The following is a 14,408-nucleotide window of genomic DNA, read 5'->3' on the forward strand; positions in this document are numbered from 1 at the left end:
GTGCGGTCGCGTGGCCATTTCCCGGGTGACGACGCTGCCATGAAGCTGCTATATCTCGTCCTCGACAACGCGGCCGAGCAGTGGAAGCGCGCGCCGCGGTAAGCCACTACGGATCATTGGGCCGGGCAAAGGTTCGTCCTGACATCCCATCACAAGGTTGTCGCGGAAATCAGGCCACCATCGTCGGACGTCGTCGCGCGCAAGCCCGGCGCGTTGCGCCGAAAGATCAAAGTTGCCGATGACTTCGACAGCCTGCCCGCGGATGTTCTGAAGTCCATCGAAGATGGGACGTGAGGCTGCTGTGATCTTCGACGGGCTTGGTTGCGCGGACCAAGCCGGACCGGATCGTTCGTCACTGCGCGGATGCGGATGACGGTGGGCCTGGCAGGGCATGAGCGGCGTGGCTTTTGATGGACACCCATGAGCAGTTCGCGGTGACGCGATCCGGGCATCATGCCGTGGGTGGATGCAGCCGCGTGTCCAACGCGAAGTTCTCCTGGAACTTCAGTGCATAAGCGCCCGTCGCGCGGCTCGCGAGAAAGATCAGGTTCCAGCTATGCCGCGACACCGCGCTCGGGATCGCGACGAAACGGTGCCGTTGAAGCAGATCATCCCCGAAGGCTTGCTGTCCCGCGCCGGGAATGCCCGGGCGAAGCCAGTTGGGATTGGGTACCGTTTCCGGATCGACGACATGGACATCGCCGACATCGGCAATCACGACCGCCGTCATTATATGCGCCACCGTGTCGAGCGCCCGAAATCCCTTGTGGACAGCGACTTCAAGGATTGCCGTCGCAGGGTCGAGCGAGCAGTAGACCGTGCGGACCCCCTTGCTGTTCCAGCGGCCGCCCACGCGATAGGAACCTTCGCCGCTATCCCAAGTCGGCGCATGGACGGCTTGATCGAGCCGCCATGCAAGCAACTCGGTCCCGCCGAGCGCGATTGGCAGAAAGGTCATGCGTAGACGCCGTATTCCAGGCGGTCGAGATGATCCTCGACCAGCTCGACGCCGGCAGGGGTCCCAAGAAGATCGATTGGACGGCGCTGGTCAAGCCCGACTGCAGGCCGCTCCAGCCATTGTTCGGCTTCGGCCTGCGATCCGAAAATGTCCGTCGCCTTTGCGAGGATCTCGGCGAATTTCCATGCGCGACCGCTTTGTTCTAGGCTGAGCGGTTTGGAGGGTGTGTCCTTCCGCCGCTGCCAGGTGCGCAAGCTCATGCCGACCGCCTTTTCGAGCGACTCGTTCTTGCGAATGAAGACGAGATTGCCGACAAGGTGGTTCAGCGCCGATGCGGGTAGCCCGTGCAAAAGCAGTTCATGGGCGTCGAGCGCATTTGTCAGGCTGCGCGACAGGATGCGCGAGCCGCCGAGCAGTGCTTCGATTTTTTGCAGTTCGCTACCGCTTGCCGGTGGCGACGGTACTTTTGTTGTAACGGCCATTATCCTTCTCCTGCGTCATCTGTCGCTTTGAATATGCCATCTGTCGCAACTGATTTCAAGGTTGGGAATTTCGCTGACGAAGCCGACCCGATTGCTCGGGGCCGCTCGCGGGCCGAGGGCGGTTTACCTGTTGAGCACTGGCGGCTCGGATGGCCGAGCGGTGGCGTGCGGGTGAGCCAAAGGTCGCGCCTCCCGACGCCGGCGGTCAACCATTGCACCTGGTATCGCCGCTGGGTCTGCAGGCGGCAAGACGATCGTCGCATCGGCTTCACAGCCGACGACGGATGATGCGGGCAGCCGATAATGTTTTGTCGTTTGGCAGTTAAACGTGAGAATGCGCTCATTACTACAGTTTGTAGCACTTAAGTTGAGACTATAGCCCACTTTTCTCGTTGGCTATTTTTGGCGTAACCCATTGCAAAGATTGCGATATGGTCACTGTCATTCACTGAAGATGGAAGCTTTTTTCACTATGCCAAATATCAAATTTTGTGCCAAATCATGAGATCCAATCTCAAATTAACTGCTCAGTCTCAAATAATGTGCCGCACTATCTTGTTGAAATTCTTGCAGACAGAGTCTTACGTTTAACTGCCAAGCGACAACGGTGCTGATCAGGATGACGACGAGAGTCGCGACGCGTTTGAAGTCGAGGAGCAAGATAACGCATGAAGGACAAGGCTTTCGATGAAGACGCCGTGCGTGCGTTGGCAACAGCGGAATCCTTCGCGCGCGGCAAGGATTATGCTCGTCAAGGCGCTGTTATAGCGCTCGAACGACGTGGTCACGAACTGACTGCCGAGGTCGAAGGCAGCGAATTCTCGCCCTATGTCGTCACGATCGAGCTTCATGGCGATGGCGTGGCCGCCACGCGGTGCTCCTGTGCCTATGATTGGGGCGGCGCCTGTAAGCACGTTGTTGCCGTGTTGCTCAAATATATCGCGGCACCGAGCGCGATTGCTCAAAGGCCCTCGCTTGACAGCATGCTCGAAGGCCTTGATCGGGAAGCCCTGGTGGCGCTCCTGGTCAAACGGGCCAGGGAGGATCGGGGACTGATACGTTGGCTCGAGGCAGAATTAGTGGCCGAAATGGGTTTGGCGGGGACACAACGAACAGCCGTTGATCCTGAACCTATTAGGCGGCAGGTTAAGGCGCTGCTGTCCGGAAGCCATTCCCGCAAACGCGGCTGGAGCGATAAAGGGACCATGATCGATGAGGAGGCGTTTGAAGCGCTGATCGATAAGGCAAGGCCTTTTCTCGAAGCCGGCGACGGACGCAATGCATTGAATATCCTTGAGCCGGTAACCGAGGCGCTCGTGCCGGTATGGCGCGAACAGGCTGACTGGGACGAGACGCTGCACGAGTTCTTTCCCTCGCTCGGGCAAATGATTGCTGAAGCAGTTTTGATGAGCGATCTCCTCCCGGAAGAGCGCGACGATCTGATGGTTCAGCTCGACGTGTGGCAAGGCATGCTCGATGAATATGGTCTCGATCAATACCTGCAGGTCGCGATCGACGCGCTTGACCAAGGTTGGGACGAGATCGGCCTCAAGGACGTTCTTGCCGGGCAGGGACGCTCCTGGCCGCTTTCTGGCAACGGCGATTGGACGACGGCACGGTTGACCGAGGCGCGGCTGCGGGTTCTTGAGATAACAGGGAGGACGGAAGCATTCCTCAACCTCGCCAATGCCGCGGGGCGCCACGGCGACCATGCGATGATGCTGGTCCGGCTCGGACGCATCGCAGATGCACAGAACCATGCGCGCAAAAGGTTCCACTCGGCCGAAGAAGTCCTCCTACTCGCGCGCCTTTTGAAGCAAGCAGCACAGATCGATGCGGCGCTGGATATCGCTGAATGGGGGCTGTTGCTAAGACGCGATGACGAGGTCTCCCATGGGGCCGTCACCCTGGCGCGCTGGTTGCGCGACACGGCTGGGCTGTCGGGAAGGCATTCGCTTGCTCTCGTTGCGGCGCGGGCGGCTTTCGAGCGCAGCCTGTCGCTTGAGGATTTTCGGGCTGCGGCGGCACTGGCCGGGCCGGAATGGGCCTCGCTTCGGTCCCGGCTGCTGGCAAGTTTGGCGGCTGCCAAATACGCCCGCGACCGCACCGGGATCTATCTCGGCGACGGCATGGTGGAGGAAGCGGTGCGATCCGTCGATCTCATGAGTATGCCCGGCGATCCGTCTGACGCAGTCCTCATGCGGCTTGCTGACGCCGCGCATGCCAGCCATCCTGATTGGGTGATAGAGATTGCCGGGCGCATCGCCGACGGCATCATGGAGTCCGGGCAATCGGGGCGGTACGAACTGGCCGCAAAGTGGCTCGAAATGGCCGCTCGCGCCTACGCCGCCGCCGCCCGGTTCGAGGATTGGATCGCGCGGATTGACCTCTTGATCGAACGGCATCGCCGCAAGCACAAGCTCCGTCCCCTGCTCGAAGCGCTTCGACCGGATCCATAGCGTTTGGGGTTCCGATGCCGATAGGCGCCCGAAATAATTGTTTCTGCAAGAGTGACTGGGACAGTATGCGATGCCTATTCACAGCTTAGGGATGACCGGCGTATGCAGTGGTCGATTCGGAGCTTGTCCCCGGTCGCATTTGGCAAGTTCGGTTTCGATAAAAAGAGAAGCGGTTGCGTTGGTTTCCCGCTGAACAACGACTACGGCAAACGCCAAGGAGATCGTCGCAATCTGCCAGAACCGAACGTGCCGCCAATTTTCAAGCCAAAGCCGCCTCTACTACTACTTGCCGCTGGACCCCAGAGAAATTACCGGTCTCTCCAAGAAAAAATCTCAAATTAAGTGCCAAGTCTCAAATTAAGGGCCACGCTATCTGGTTGAAACCGTTGTGGGCAGAATCTTACGGTTAAATGCAAAACGACGCTCCCTTGCTCCGCCACCGATACTCCGACGTAGTTCGCGAGGTTCGTTGCTACTATGGCAGGATCTGACTCCTCGAGATCGTTCTTCACCGGATTCGGCTCCTCGCCTTCCCGATGCGAACCACCAGTGGCATCCCACTCTGGCCAATCCCGAGGTCTCCCGGTTCCCGCGCAAGGAGCGTCCGTGCATGCCAGGGTCTCAGACCACGCCGGGTTGAATCGGCACTCGCGCTGTCGCGCCGATTCATATTGCCTTCCGCACACAAGACGAACGTCGGCACCCGAGAAGCGTCAATTTCACGGTTCAACGGCTGGCCTACACGCTCCCCTGCTAACGCTTCAAGCACAGCCTCACGGCTGCCCGCGCATGACTCGGGTCAATGTGGATCGCTACTCCTTCATTGCAATGGACTTCCCCATCTACTCCTTGCCGGCTTCTGCCGGCGCACCTTGTTCTGACCCCTTTACGGTACGATCGCATCATATGAACTCTGCTGTCGTGTTATTGCCCGCTAAAATTTCTATTTTCATATTCGTGAAATTAAGTTAGTGATTTTCAGGTCGTTGCCGGAGATCAAAATGCCGTTGCCTCTTGAACTTCAGTCTGCTTGGCGAGCCAGTACGCGAAGCGCAGCCATCGACGTGCCGCTTTCCCCAGCAGAAAGCGTAGACGTTGTCGTTGTCGGAGCAGGCTTTTTGGGATTGTCGGCTGCGCTTGATCTGGCGCGGCAGGGCAAGAGAGTGAGGGTGCTCGAGGCGAAGGCCGTGGGCGAAGGTGCGTCCGGCTTGAACGGCGGCCAGGTCATTCCAGGATTGAAATATGATCCGGATTGGCTGCTCGAGAATTTTGGGGAGGCGCGGGGGCAGGCTTTGATCGCCTTTGCGGCTTCGACGGCGGATTGTGTGTTCGATCTCATTGATCGCGAGAATCTTGACGTTCCAAGGGTTCGAAACGGCTGGATCCAGGCCGCCCACACCGAAAAGGCACTTGCCGCAGCGCAAAGGCGCGATACGCAATGGCGCGCCCGCGGAGCTGATGTACGCATGCTCGACGCACGCGAGATCGAATCCCTGACCGGCGCACGCGGCTATCTCGGTGGCTGGCTCGATGGTCGCGCTGGCATCGTCGATCCGCTATCCTTCGTTAGTGAGTTGGCGATGGTAGCCGCGCAGGCAGGCGTTCAGCTCGCCGAATGCGCGAAGGTGCGGTCAGTCAGACGGGAAAATGGCGGCTGGGTCGTTCAGGTGGCCGACGGCCAATCAGTAAGATCGCAATTCGTCATCATCGCCACCAATGCCTATAGCGACCAACTCGTGCCGGGTCTTGCCCGCACTATAGTGCCGCTGCATTCATTTCAGATCGCGACGGACCCGCTTCCGGACCGCCTTCGACGGATCATCTTGCCCGGCGAACAAGCCGTCTCCGATTCTCGCAGAATCCTCGTCTACTATCGCAAAAGTGCAGACGGCAGGCTTGTGCTGGGGGGCAGGGGGCGCATGGCGGAGCCGAAAAGCGAGAGCGATTGGAAGCACCTGGAGCGCGCGATGCGGCGCCTCTATCCCGAGCTCGTCGACATTCCGATCGCCAGGCGCTGGTTTGGTCGGGTTGCAATGACGCCTGATCACTTGCCGCACATCCATGAGCCGGAGCCAAGATTGCTGACCGTCGTCGGTTGCCAGGGACGCGGCGTCGGCATGATGACGGCGCTCGGCCAGAGATTTGCCCGCTACATCGACACCGGAGATCGCGCCGTGCTGCCTTTTCCAGTCACCGCCATCCGGCCCATCCCTCTTCACGCGTTCCGGCAGGTCGGTGTCGCCGCGACGATCGCCTGGTATCGGCTGTTGGATGCTCTCGAAAAATGAGCACGGCATATCATACTTGACATTTTTCACAAAAATGAAAAACATAGAATGGATTTCATTTTACCGCAGGCCATACTATGATCAATGAGGGCGTTCCGTCTCGAATATTTGACAGGACACGGATCTTCCGCGGCGCCATGCTGTCGCCCGGCGTGATCGTAACCTTCGCGCTGGTGCTCTTTGCCGTCAGCCTTGTGGCGTTCCTGTCGTTTCGTATCAATGATGGTGCGTTGCTGGGTGCCGGCATCTCCGTGCAGAACTTCGTCACCGTCATTTCCGATCCGCTCTATGGGCTCGTGGTGTTGCGGTCGTTGGCAATCGCTGGGCTCGTGACGCTTGCAACGGTCGTGACAGCCTATCCGGTCGCCTATTATCTCGCGTTTCACGCCGGCGAGCGCCGCAGCCTGATCCTCTTCCTCGTTACACTGCCGTTCTGGACAAGTTATCTGCTGCGCGTCTTCGCCTGGAAAATCGTGCTTGCCTACAATGGCGTACTGAATTCGGCGTTGATGCTCTCCGGTCTTTCGTTGGAGCCGTCAACATTGTTTCTGAATACCCCATCGGCCGTGGTGCTGACGCTTGCCCACGCTTATGCCCCTTTTGCAATCCTGCCGATCTTCGTCGCGCTCGGGACCATCCCGAGATCGTTGGTGGAGGCGGCGGCCGATCTCGGAGCGCGGCCCTTCACGACATTTCGGCGGGTCATATTGCCCAATTCCATGCCGGGGGTACTTTCGGCGGCTGTCGTCGTCTTTGTGCCGACAGTCGGGGACTATGTCACACCGGCTCTGATCGGCGGGCCGACAAGCACAATGATCGGCTCTCTGGTGCAGGCACAGTTCGGAAAGGCCAATGACTGGCCGTTCGGCGCGGCTCTGGCGGTTATGGTCATGCTGGTGATTCTTGCCGTCGTTCTCATTGTCCGCCAGGCGGACCGCCTATTCGGTAGCCGGACATGAAGCGCCGGCAAATGAGCGCTGCAAGAGGGGGATGGCTACGCTGGTATGTCGGGCTTTACCTCATCTTCCTGTATTTGCCGGTCGCACTGATACCGCTCTTTTCCTTCAACGATTCTATTCAGGCCGCCTTTCCGCTGAAGGGTTTTACTTTCGGGTGGTATGAAACATTGATTGGAAATGAGACGCTGACTGGTGCGCTCGTGACCAGCGTGTCGGTCGGTCTCGCCGCTGCTGTCATCGCTACCCTTTGCGGCATCACCATCGCTTATATGGATACGCAGGTTCGCTCTCCCTTTGCCAAGCTTATCTCCGCTATCGCTCGCTTACCGATCCTCATTCCCGGCGTGGTGGTCGGCATTTCGCTGCTGATCCTCGTGAACTTGCTGGGCTTTGGTCCCTCGCGGCTCGCGATCGTGCTCGGTCATGTTCTTGTCTGCCTGCCGACGACGGTCATCATCATGCGCGGTCGTTTCGCGTCCATCCCGCGCAGCATCCCCGAGGCCGCGGAGGATCTCGGGGCAGGGGAGTTGATCATTTTCCGGCGCATCATGCTGCCTCTGGCGCTTCCAGCCATCGGCTCGGCCTTCATGCTGGCCTTTCTCACGTCGTTCGACGAATTCATCGTGGCTTTTTTTCTGGCCGGCACGCAGCCGACCCTTCCGCTCTATATCTGGAGCCAGCTGCGGTTTCCAAAATCGCTTCCGACCGTGATGGCTCTTGGTACTGTCATTCTTGCGGTGTCGATCATCATCGCCGGATGCGCCGAGCTTTTGCGGCAGCGCGGGCTTTCGCGATCCACATCTTCCAGTGCCTGAAACGAGAAAAATCACAAGAGGAGAACTGCTATGAAACATGATCATCAAAGACGTTTCGTCAGACCCGCATCGCGCGCCCTCACGGCTGTAGCCCTTTCGCTGTCGCTCGGCCTGCCGGCGTCTGCTGCGGACAAGCTCACCTACTTCACCTGGTCGGGCTACGAGCTTCCCGAGTTTCACAAGACATTCACCGCGGCCCATCCCGACGGCGTCGACATCTCCGTCTTCGGCGACGACGACGATGCCTTTACCAAAGTGAAGGCCGGGTTCCATCCGGATCTCGCGCATCCCTGCTACGATAAGGTTGCTCGCTGGAACAAGGAAGGCTTGCTGCAGCCGATCGATACCGCCAAGATCAAAAATTGGGACAAGATCTTCCCGGTCTTCCGCAATCTGCCGGATATTCAGGCTGGCGATCGCAAGGTCTGGATGGTTCCCTGGGATTGGGGCAACACCTCGGTGCTCTACCGCACCGACCTCGTGAAAAGCCCCAAACAGAGTTGGAATTTGTTGTGGGACAAGCAGTATGCCGGCCGCATCGCAACGATCGATGCCGTGCACGATACGCCGGTCGTCGCCGCGCTGCTCGCCGGTGTCAGCCCGTTCGATATGACACCGGAACAGCTGGGAAAAGTTGCAGACAAGCTGCGTGAGCAGCGTCCGCTTGTTTCGGCCTATACGACCGACATGACCTCCGTCGAACAATCGCTCGCCAGCGGCCAGTTGGTTGCGGCCATGACCTGGAACGCATCTGCTGTTGCATTGAAGAAGCAAGGCGTGCCGGTGGAGTTCATGAAACCGAAGGAAGGCATGCTCACCTGGGCCTGCGGCTTTGTCATGCTGAAGGACGCGAAGAATACCGATCTTGCCTATGACTTCATCAATAGCAGACTTGAGGCGGAATCGGGCAAGGCACTCATCGAAAATTACGGCTATGGTGCGTCGACCACATCCGCGTTTGCCGCTGTTCCAAAGGAAGAGTTGGAGAACCTGCAGCTCCCGCCGGATCCTGAAGCCATGCTGAAATCGACCGTCTTTACCGGCCCGATGAAGCAGAACGACGACCTTGCCAAGATGTTTGAGAAGGTCAAGGCGGGCGGTTGAGCTTGCTATTCTTGGCCCGGATGTGATTGTTCGGGCCATTTTCAAAATTTGAATATGGAGAGCCGATGGACGCGGACGAATTGACGAGCAGGGCGGAGCGCGAGGCGGATGAGGCCGATGTCCGCGTCGGCCGGCGCGTGCGGGCCTTGCGGCTCGAGAAGAACTTGTCGCTGGCGGATCTTGCGTCCAAAGCAGGAATATCGATCGGGGCGCTGAGCCAGATCGAACGCGGCATGTCATCGCTGCGCGTGCGCGTCATCTGGCCGCTGGCCGCGGCACTCGACGTGGAGCCGTCGGCGCTGATCGCCGACGGCAATGAGCCCGTCAACGACCTCTATTGCGTGCGCGCAAACAGCCGCCGTCCCTTGCCGGTCCATTCGGAAGGGATCACCAAGGATCTTCTGTCGCCGCCCGGTGCATCCCTGACCGGCATGGTGGTGACCGTCGAGCCCGGTGGCGGCACGGATGCCTATGCCCACAGCGGCCACGAATTCGGTATCGTCACGACCGGCGAGGCCGAACTCGTGGTGGATTCCACGCGATATCTGCTGAAGACCGGCGACAGTTTCGCTTTCAAGAGCACTCTGCTGCATTCTTTCCGCAATCCTGGAACGGAACGCTGCACCATCGTATGGGTAAATACGACGAAGCCTTCGGAGGCGCGTGATGGCGACTGATGCTTTGCTTCGCTTGGATAAGGTCTCCAAGCATTTTGCAGGCGGTATCGTCGGCCTGAATGACATCAACCTTTCGATCGCCGAAGGGGAGTTCCTGAGCCTTCTCGGTCCTTCGGGCTGCGGCAAGACCACGACGCTGCGCGTCATCGCGGGCTTCGAAGCCCCCACCGAGGGAGAGGTTCGGCTAGACGGAAGAGACATTACGTTCCTTCGCGCATTCGACCGTCCGGTCAACACCGTGTTCCAGGACTACGCGCTTTTCCCGCACATGTCGGTTGCCGAAAATGTCGGCTTCGGCCTGTCGCTCCGAAAGATTGCCGGCCCCGAGCGCCGCAAGCGCGTTGCCGCAGCGCTCGACATGGTCGGCCTGGCCGACAAGGTCAATCAACATGTTCAGGCACTTTCCGGTGGTCAACGCCAGCGCGTGGCGCTTGCAAGAGCGATTGTTTGCGAACCGCGGGTCCTCCTGCTCGACGAGCCCCTTTCCGCGCTCGACGCGCATTTGCGCGAGCAGATGCAGGTGGAGCTGAAACGCCTGCAGCGCGAACTTGGCACGACATTCGTGATGGTCACGCATGACCAGACTGAGGCGCTGTCGATTTCCGATCGTATCGTCGTCATGAACAACGCCGCCATCGAACAGATTGCCTCGCCATCGGTGCTTTACGACCAGCCGGCGACGACCTTCGTCGCCGGCTTCATCGGTACGATGAATCTGCTAGATGTGCGTCTGGTCAGCCGCGACGCATCGACGTTGCGTTTTGCCGCCGGTGCTTTTTCCTTCGACGTGCCCGCAACCGAGGCCATCAAACCGCGATCCGGCGATGGCGCGACGATAGGTATCCGCCCGGAGGATATTCTGGTCTCGCGCGAGCGGACCGAAGGTTCGGTCGGCGTGACGGTGGAAAGCGTCGTTTTTCATGGGCGCAGCTTGCGCGTACATCTTCTCGCGGAAGACAAATATAGCCTGACGGCCGATATACCCAGGCAGTCTGAGTATGCCGCCATGGCGACTGGCGACCGCTTTTTTGCCTCGCTCCGATCAGGCGCCTCCTGCCCGATACTTCCGGCCTGAGCCCACCAACGACAATGGAGAACACATGAACAATCACCTGAAATTCTTCATCGACGGTTCCTGGGTCGATCCCGTTGCCCCGAAGACGATAGAGGTGATCGATCCGTCGACGGAGGAAGTCTATACCGCAATATCCGCCGGCTCGGCCGCAGATGTCGACAAGGCGGTTGCAGCGGCAAAGGGTGCCTTTGCGAGCTTTTCGCTGACGTCCAAGGAAGAGCGTCTCGCACTCCTGAAGCGAATTCTCGAATGCTACAACGAGCGCTTCGAGGATATCGCTCAGGCAGTCAGCCAGGAAATGGGGGCGCCTCTGCCGTTCGCGCGGGATTCCCAGGCATGGGCCGGACGCGGACACATGGAAGCGACTATCGCCGCTTTCGAGGACTATCAGTTCACCGAAAAGCGCGGCTCAACCACTGTCATCAAGGAGCCGATTGGCGTCTGCGCGCTCATCACGCCGTGGAATTGGCCGTTGAACCAGATCGTCTGCAAGGTCGCTCCGGCGATGGCGGCGGGATGCACGGTGGTCTTGAAGCCCTCCGAAATCGCGCCGATCAGTGGCATCATCTTCGCCGAAGTGATGGCGGCGGCTGGAACGCCGATTGGTGTCTTCAATCTGGTGAACGGCACCGGCCCTGATGTCGGGCAGGTCATGGCGGGGCATCCCGATGTCGATATGGTCTCGTTCACGGGTTCTACCCGTGCCGGTATCATCGTCGCCAAAACTGCCGCCGACACAGTCAAGCGCGTCGCTCAGGAACTTGGCGGCAAGTCGGCCAATATCATCCTGCGCGACGCCGATTTCGAGACAGCGGTGACCAAGGGGGTCCAGGGTTGCTTCAGCAATACCGGCCAGTCCTGCGATGCGCCGACCCGTATGCTGGTGCCGGCCGACCGTCATGAGGATGCCCTGGCAATCGCCAGGAAGGCTGCCGAGGCCTTCAAGACAGGTGATCCGCGCGCCGATGGCGTCGATCTCGGGCCAGTCGTCAGCCAGATCCAGTACGACAAGATCCAGCGGTTGATCGAAAGCGGCATCGGCGAGGGTGCGACCTTGGTAACGGGCGGCACGGGCCGGCCGGAGGGATTGAATCGCGGCTACTACATCCGCCCAACGGTTTTCGGACACGTGACGCCCGAAATGATGATTTCGCGCGAGGAGATCTTCGGCCCCGTTCTGTCGATCATGTCCTACAAAGACGAGGAGGATGCTGTCCGCATCGCAAATGACACCGTGTACGGCCTTGCTGCCTATGTTCAATCAACGAACATCGATAATGCCCGCGCCATCGCCAAGCGCATGCGCGCCGGCTCGGTCTATATCAACTATCCGGCCTGGGACACGTTCGCACCCTTCGGCGGGTACAAGCAATCGGGAAATGGGCGTGAGTATGCCGACTGGGCAATCCACGATTTCCTGGAGATCAAGGGTGTCGTCGGTTGGGCGTAATCAGAGGCTGGCCGGCCGGCCTGCGCCCTGTTGAGTCGCAAATATTGGCCGAGCCTGCAAGTGTCGGCGATCACGATTCTGATAGGCTCGAAGCTGGGATTTTGGCCAAGTTGAAGAACGTTGTGGGAACATAACAACGGTGATTGACGGCTGAATTTGCGGGGAATGACAGTCTGCTGTGAGTTATGGAGTAGATTGATGGGTTTGAGTATTTCGAATGAAGATTTGACCGGGAGCTGGAGCCTGACGTTTTCCGACATGGAATTTGTGAATGGCAAGCCGGCCCCGGCGCGACTGGGATTGGCGGTTCAGCTCAAGTTCTTCGCCGCGCATGGCTACTTTGTCCAGGACCATGCAGCGTTTCCTGGCTGGCCGAGCAGCTAGGCATGGAATACGACGCTGTGAACCAGTATGACTTCTCCAGCCGGACAGCACGCCGGCATTGTACTGAGATTTTGCAGCATCTCGGCTTTCGACGCCTGAAACGGCCCGATCGGGAAGGGCTGACATTATGGATGCCACCGTAAACTTAAAGAAGTGCCGATCAAAATGTGGGATCTGGCGGCATGACCCGATTTGCCCGTGATCCTCTTTATCGCCGCCACCGATTTCCAGCAGAAGTAATTGCCCATGCGGTTTGGCTCTACTTCCGGTTTCCGCTCAGTCTGCGCATGGTCGGGGATATGCTGGCAGCCCGTGGCGTCTTCGTCTCTCACCAGACCGTGAGGCATTGGGGCTGAGAAATTCGGCAGGCGTTTCGCCAAGAATATCCGCAAGCGATCAGCCGGCAGGCTCGGCGACAAATGGCACCTCGACGAAGGCCGTCATCACCATCAGGGGAAAGAAACACTGGCTCTGGCGCGCCGTCGATCAGGATGGTTTTGTTCTCGACGTACTGGTGCAAAGCCGCCGTAACGCCAGGAGACGACGATCGAGGAGTTTGACGCACTCTTCGCCGTCAATGTCCGTGCCGCGTTCTTCCTTGTCCAGCAGTTGCTGCCGATCCTGAGCGAGGGCTCCAGCGTCATCTTCACCTCGTCGCTCGCGGCCCACGCAGCGGTCGGCAACCTCTCGGCCTATGCCGCGACCAAGGGTAGCGTCATCAACATCGGCTCCGGTGTGACCGCTATAACGCCGCCGCAGACGGCGGTCTACACCGCCACCAAGGGCGCGGTTGATGTCATCACGGGCGTTCTGGCCCGCGAGCCCCCGCAAGATCCGCGTCAATACCGTGAGCCCCAGCCCCTGACGGAGACGGAAGGAACGCACTCCGCAGGGATGATCGCCTCGGAATTTGAAGCTGGCATCATAGCGCAGGCGCCGGCTCTCGTACGGGAGCTGCGTCAAAACACAACTAGAAAAAGAGGATCGATTTCATCGAGAACTAAAAGTTGACAATTCGATAGTGGCCACCTATATCAGCGTTATCGATATTTGCTTGCCGAGCTTTGGTTACCGCGCGTTTGGCACCGCGCCCTGAACGAACCTTTTCTTTCAAAAATCGCTATCACCATCCGCAGCGCATCAGCGCGGCGGTAACACAATTGCTATGAAAGGGTTCAACATGACCACTGGCACAGTTAAATGGTTTAATTCCACCAAGGGCTTCGGCTTCATCCAGCCCGATAACGGCGGCGCCGATGCGTTCGTCCACATCTCGGCGGTCGAGCGCGCCGGTATGCGCGAACTCGTCGAAGGCCAGAAGATCGGCTTCGAGCTGGAGCGCGATAACAAGTCGGGCAAAATGTCGGCCTGCAATCTGCAGGCTGCATAACGCCACTCAGTATCTGCTTTCCGTTGACCACGGATGTACTGGCACCGTCGAGAGCATGATACCAACCGAAGGTCAGGCAAATTGCCTGGCCTTTTTTATTGCGGCCATACGCGGCGGCTATCAATCAGGGAAATCAATATGATGCAAACACACAGCAAATCCCGCGAACGGGCAGAGATTGCTTTCGGCGATGTCCGATCGCAGTTTTTCGCGCGCAATAGCGCCGTTGAGGAGCTCGACTCCCTCGCTCGGTCCCGTGAGGAGAAGACGCAGCGACTTCGTGAAGCCCGCCTCGCAAAGGAGTTGCAGGACCGTGAGTCCGCGACGGCTTCGCTGCTCGCAAAGCGCGCCAAGACTGCCTGATCCT

General features: G+C 59.0%; 14 protein-coding genes and 3 pseudogenes. 15 read left to right on the forward strand and 2 right to left on the reverse strand.

Translation table 11 applies throughout. The features are described 5' to 3' along the window. On the forward strand, positions 1-102 hold a 102-nt coding region (locus PY650_RS32555; RefSeq protein WP_285884121.1), incomplete at its 5' end, for a transposase. Positions 103-123: 21 nt separating this feature from the next. Beyond that, a pseudogene (locus tag PY650_RS32560) lies at positions 124-294 on the forward strand (antitoxin of toxin-antitoxin stability system); the annotation flags it as partial. Between the two features lie 157 nt (positions 295-451). Here the strand turns inward: PY650_RS32560 and PY650_RS32565 are convergent. Further along, complete coding sequence (locus PY650_RS32565; RefSeq protein WP_285884073.1) at positions 452-958, reverse strand: RES family NAD+ phosphorylase; 507 nt, start codon at positions 956-958, stop codon at positions 452-454. Continuing rightward, positions 955-1,440, reverse strand: coding sequence for an Xre family toxin-antitoxin system antitoxin (parS, locus tag PY650_RS32570; RefSeq protein ID WP_285884075.1), 486 nt, complete (start codon positions 1,438-1,440; stop codon positions 955-957). The genes PY650_RS32565 and parS overlap by 4 nt, the downstream gene beginning before the upstream one ends. A 668-nt stretch (positions 1,441-2,108) precedes the next feature. Here parS and PY650_RS32575 point away from each other — a divergent pair. The 13 genes and pseudogenes from PY650_RS32575 (at position 2,109) to PY650_RS32635 (ending at position 14,404) form a co-directional block, all read left to right on the forward strand. Next, entirely contained in the window at positions 2,109-3,899 is a 1,791-nt protein-coding gene (locus tag PY650_RS32575; protein WP_285884077.1) for an SWIM zinc finger family protein, read from the forward strand. Positions 3,900-4,900: 1,001 nt separating this feature from the next. Beyond that, entirely contained in the window at positions 4,901-6,187 is a 1,287-nt protein-coding gene (locus PY650_RS32580) for an NAD(P)/FAD-dependent oxidoreductase (RefSeq protein WP_285884079.1), read from the forward strand. 77 nt (positions 6,188-6,264) lie between these two features. Then, positions 6,265-7,146, forward strand: a complete 882-nt coding sequence (locus PY650_RS32585; protein WP_285884081.1) for an ABC transporter permease — start codon at positions 6,265-6,267, stop codon at positions 7,144-7,146. 11 nt (positions 7,147-7,157) lie between these two features. Beyond that, positions 7,158-7,961, forward strand: a complete 804-nt coding sequence (locus PY650_RS32590; protein WP_285884082.1) for an ABC transporter permease — start codon at positions 7,158-7,160, stop codon at positions 7,959-7,961. Between the two features lie 30 nt (positions 7,962-7,991). Further along, positions 7,992-9,065, forward strand: coding sequence for an ABC transporter substrate-binding protein (locus tag PY650_RS32595; protein WP_285884084.1), 1,074 nt, complete (start codon positions 7,992-7,994; stop codon positions 9,063-9,065). Positions 9,066-9,130: 65 nt separating this feature from the next. Continuing rightward, a complete protein-coding gene (locus PY650_RS32600; RefSeq protein ID WP_285884086.1) occupies positions 9,131-9,742 on the forward strand; it encodes a helix-turn-helix domain-containing protein in 612 nt (203 codons plus the stop codon). After that, positions 9,732-10,817: an ABC transporter ATP-binding protein gene (locus PY650_RS32605; protein ID WP_285884087.1), complete on the forward strand. Its 1,086-nt coding sequence runs from the start codon at positions 9,732-9,734 to the stop codon at positions 10,815-10,817. Before PY650_RS32600 ends, PY650_RS32605 begins: the two co-directional genes overlap by 11 nt. A gap of 25 nt (positions 10,818-10,842) precedes the next feature. Continuing rightward, positions 10,843-12,267 carry an aldehyde dehydrogenase family protein gene (locus PY650_RS32610; protein WP_285884089.1) on the forward strand — a complete coding sequence of 475 codons (1,425 nt, stop codon included), beginning with the start codon at positions 10,843-10,845 and terminating at the stop codon, positions 12,265-12,267. A 198-nt stretch (positions 12,268-12,465) separates the two neighbouring features. After that, positions 12,466-12,794: pseudogene (locus tag PY650_RS32615) on the forward strand (DUF4158 domain-containing protein). A 39-nt stretch (positions 12,795-12,833) separates the two neighbouring features. Beyond that, positions 12,834-13,189: pseudogene (locus tag PY650_RS32620) on the forward strand (IS6 family transposase); the annotation flags it as partial. Positions 13,190-13,197: 8 nt separating this feature from the next. Next, positions 13,198-13,662 (forward strand): SDR family NAD(P)-dependent oxidoreductase, encoded by a 465-nt coding sequence (locus tag PY650_RS32625; protein ID WP_285884122.1) that lies wholly within the window; start codon positions 13,198-13,200, stop codon positions 13,660-13,662. A gap of 169 nt (positions 13,663-13,831) precedes the next feature. Beyond that, entirely contained in the window at positions 13,832-14,041 is a 210-nt protein-coding gene (locus PY650_RS32630; RefSeq protein ID WP_003504088.1) for a cold-shock protein, read from the forward strand. A 138-nt stretch (positions 14,042-14,179) separates the two neighbouring features. Next, positions 14,180-14,404 carry a hypothetical protein gene (locus PY650_RS32635; protein WP_285884100.1) on the forward strand — a complete coding sequence of 75 codons (225 nt, stop codon included), beginning with the start codon at positions 14,180-14,182 and terminating at the stop codon, positions 14,402-14,404. Positions 14,405-14,408 lie beyond the last annotated feature (4 nt).

The sequence above is a fragment of the Martinezella calliandrae genome (assembly GCF_030272695.1).
In the GTDB taxonomy this organism is placed as follows: Bacteria; Pseudomonadota; Alphaproteobacteria; order Rhizobiales; family Rhizobiaceae; genus Rhizobium; species Rhizobium calliandrae.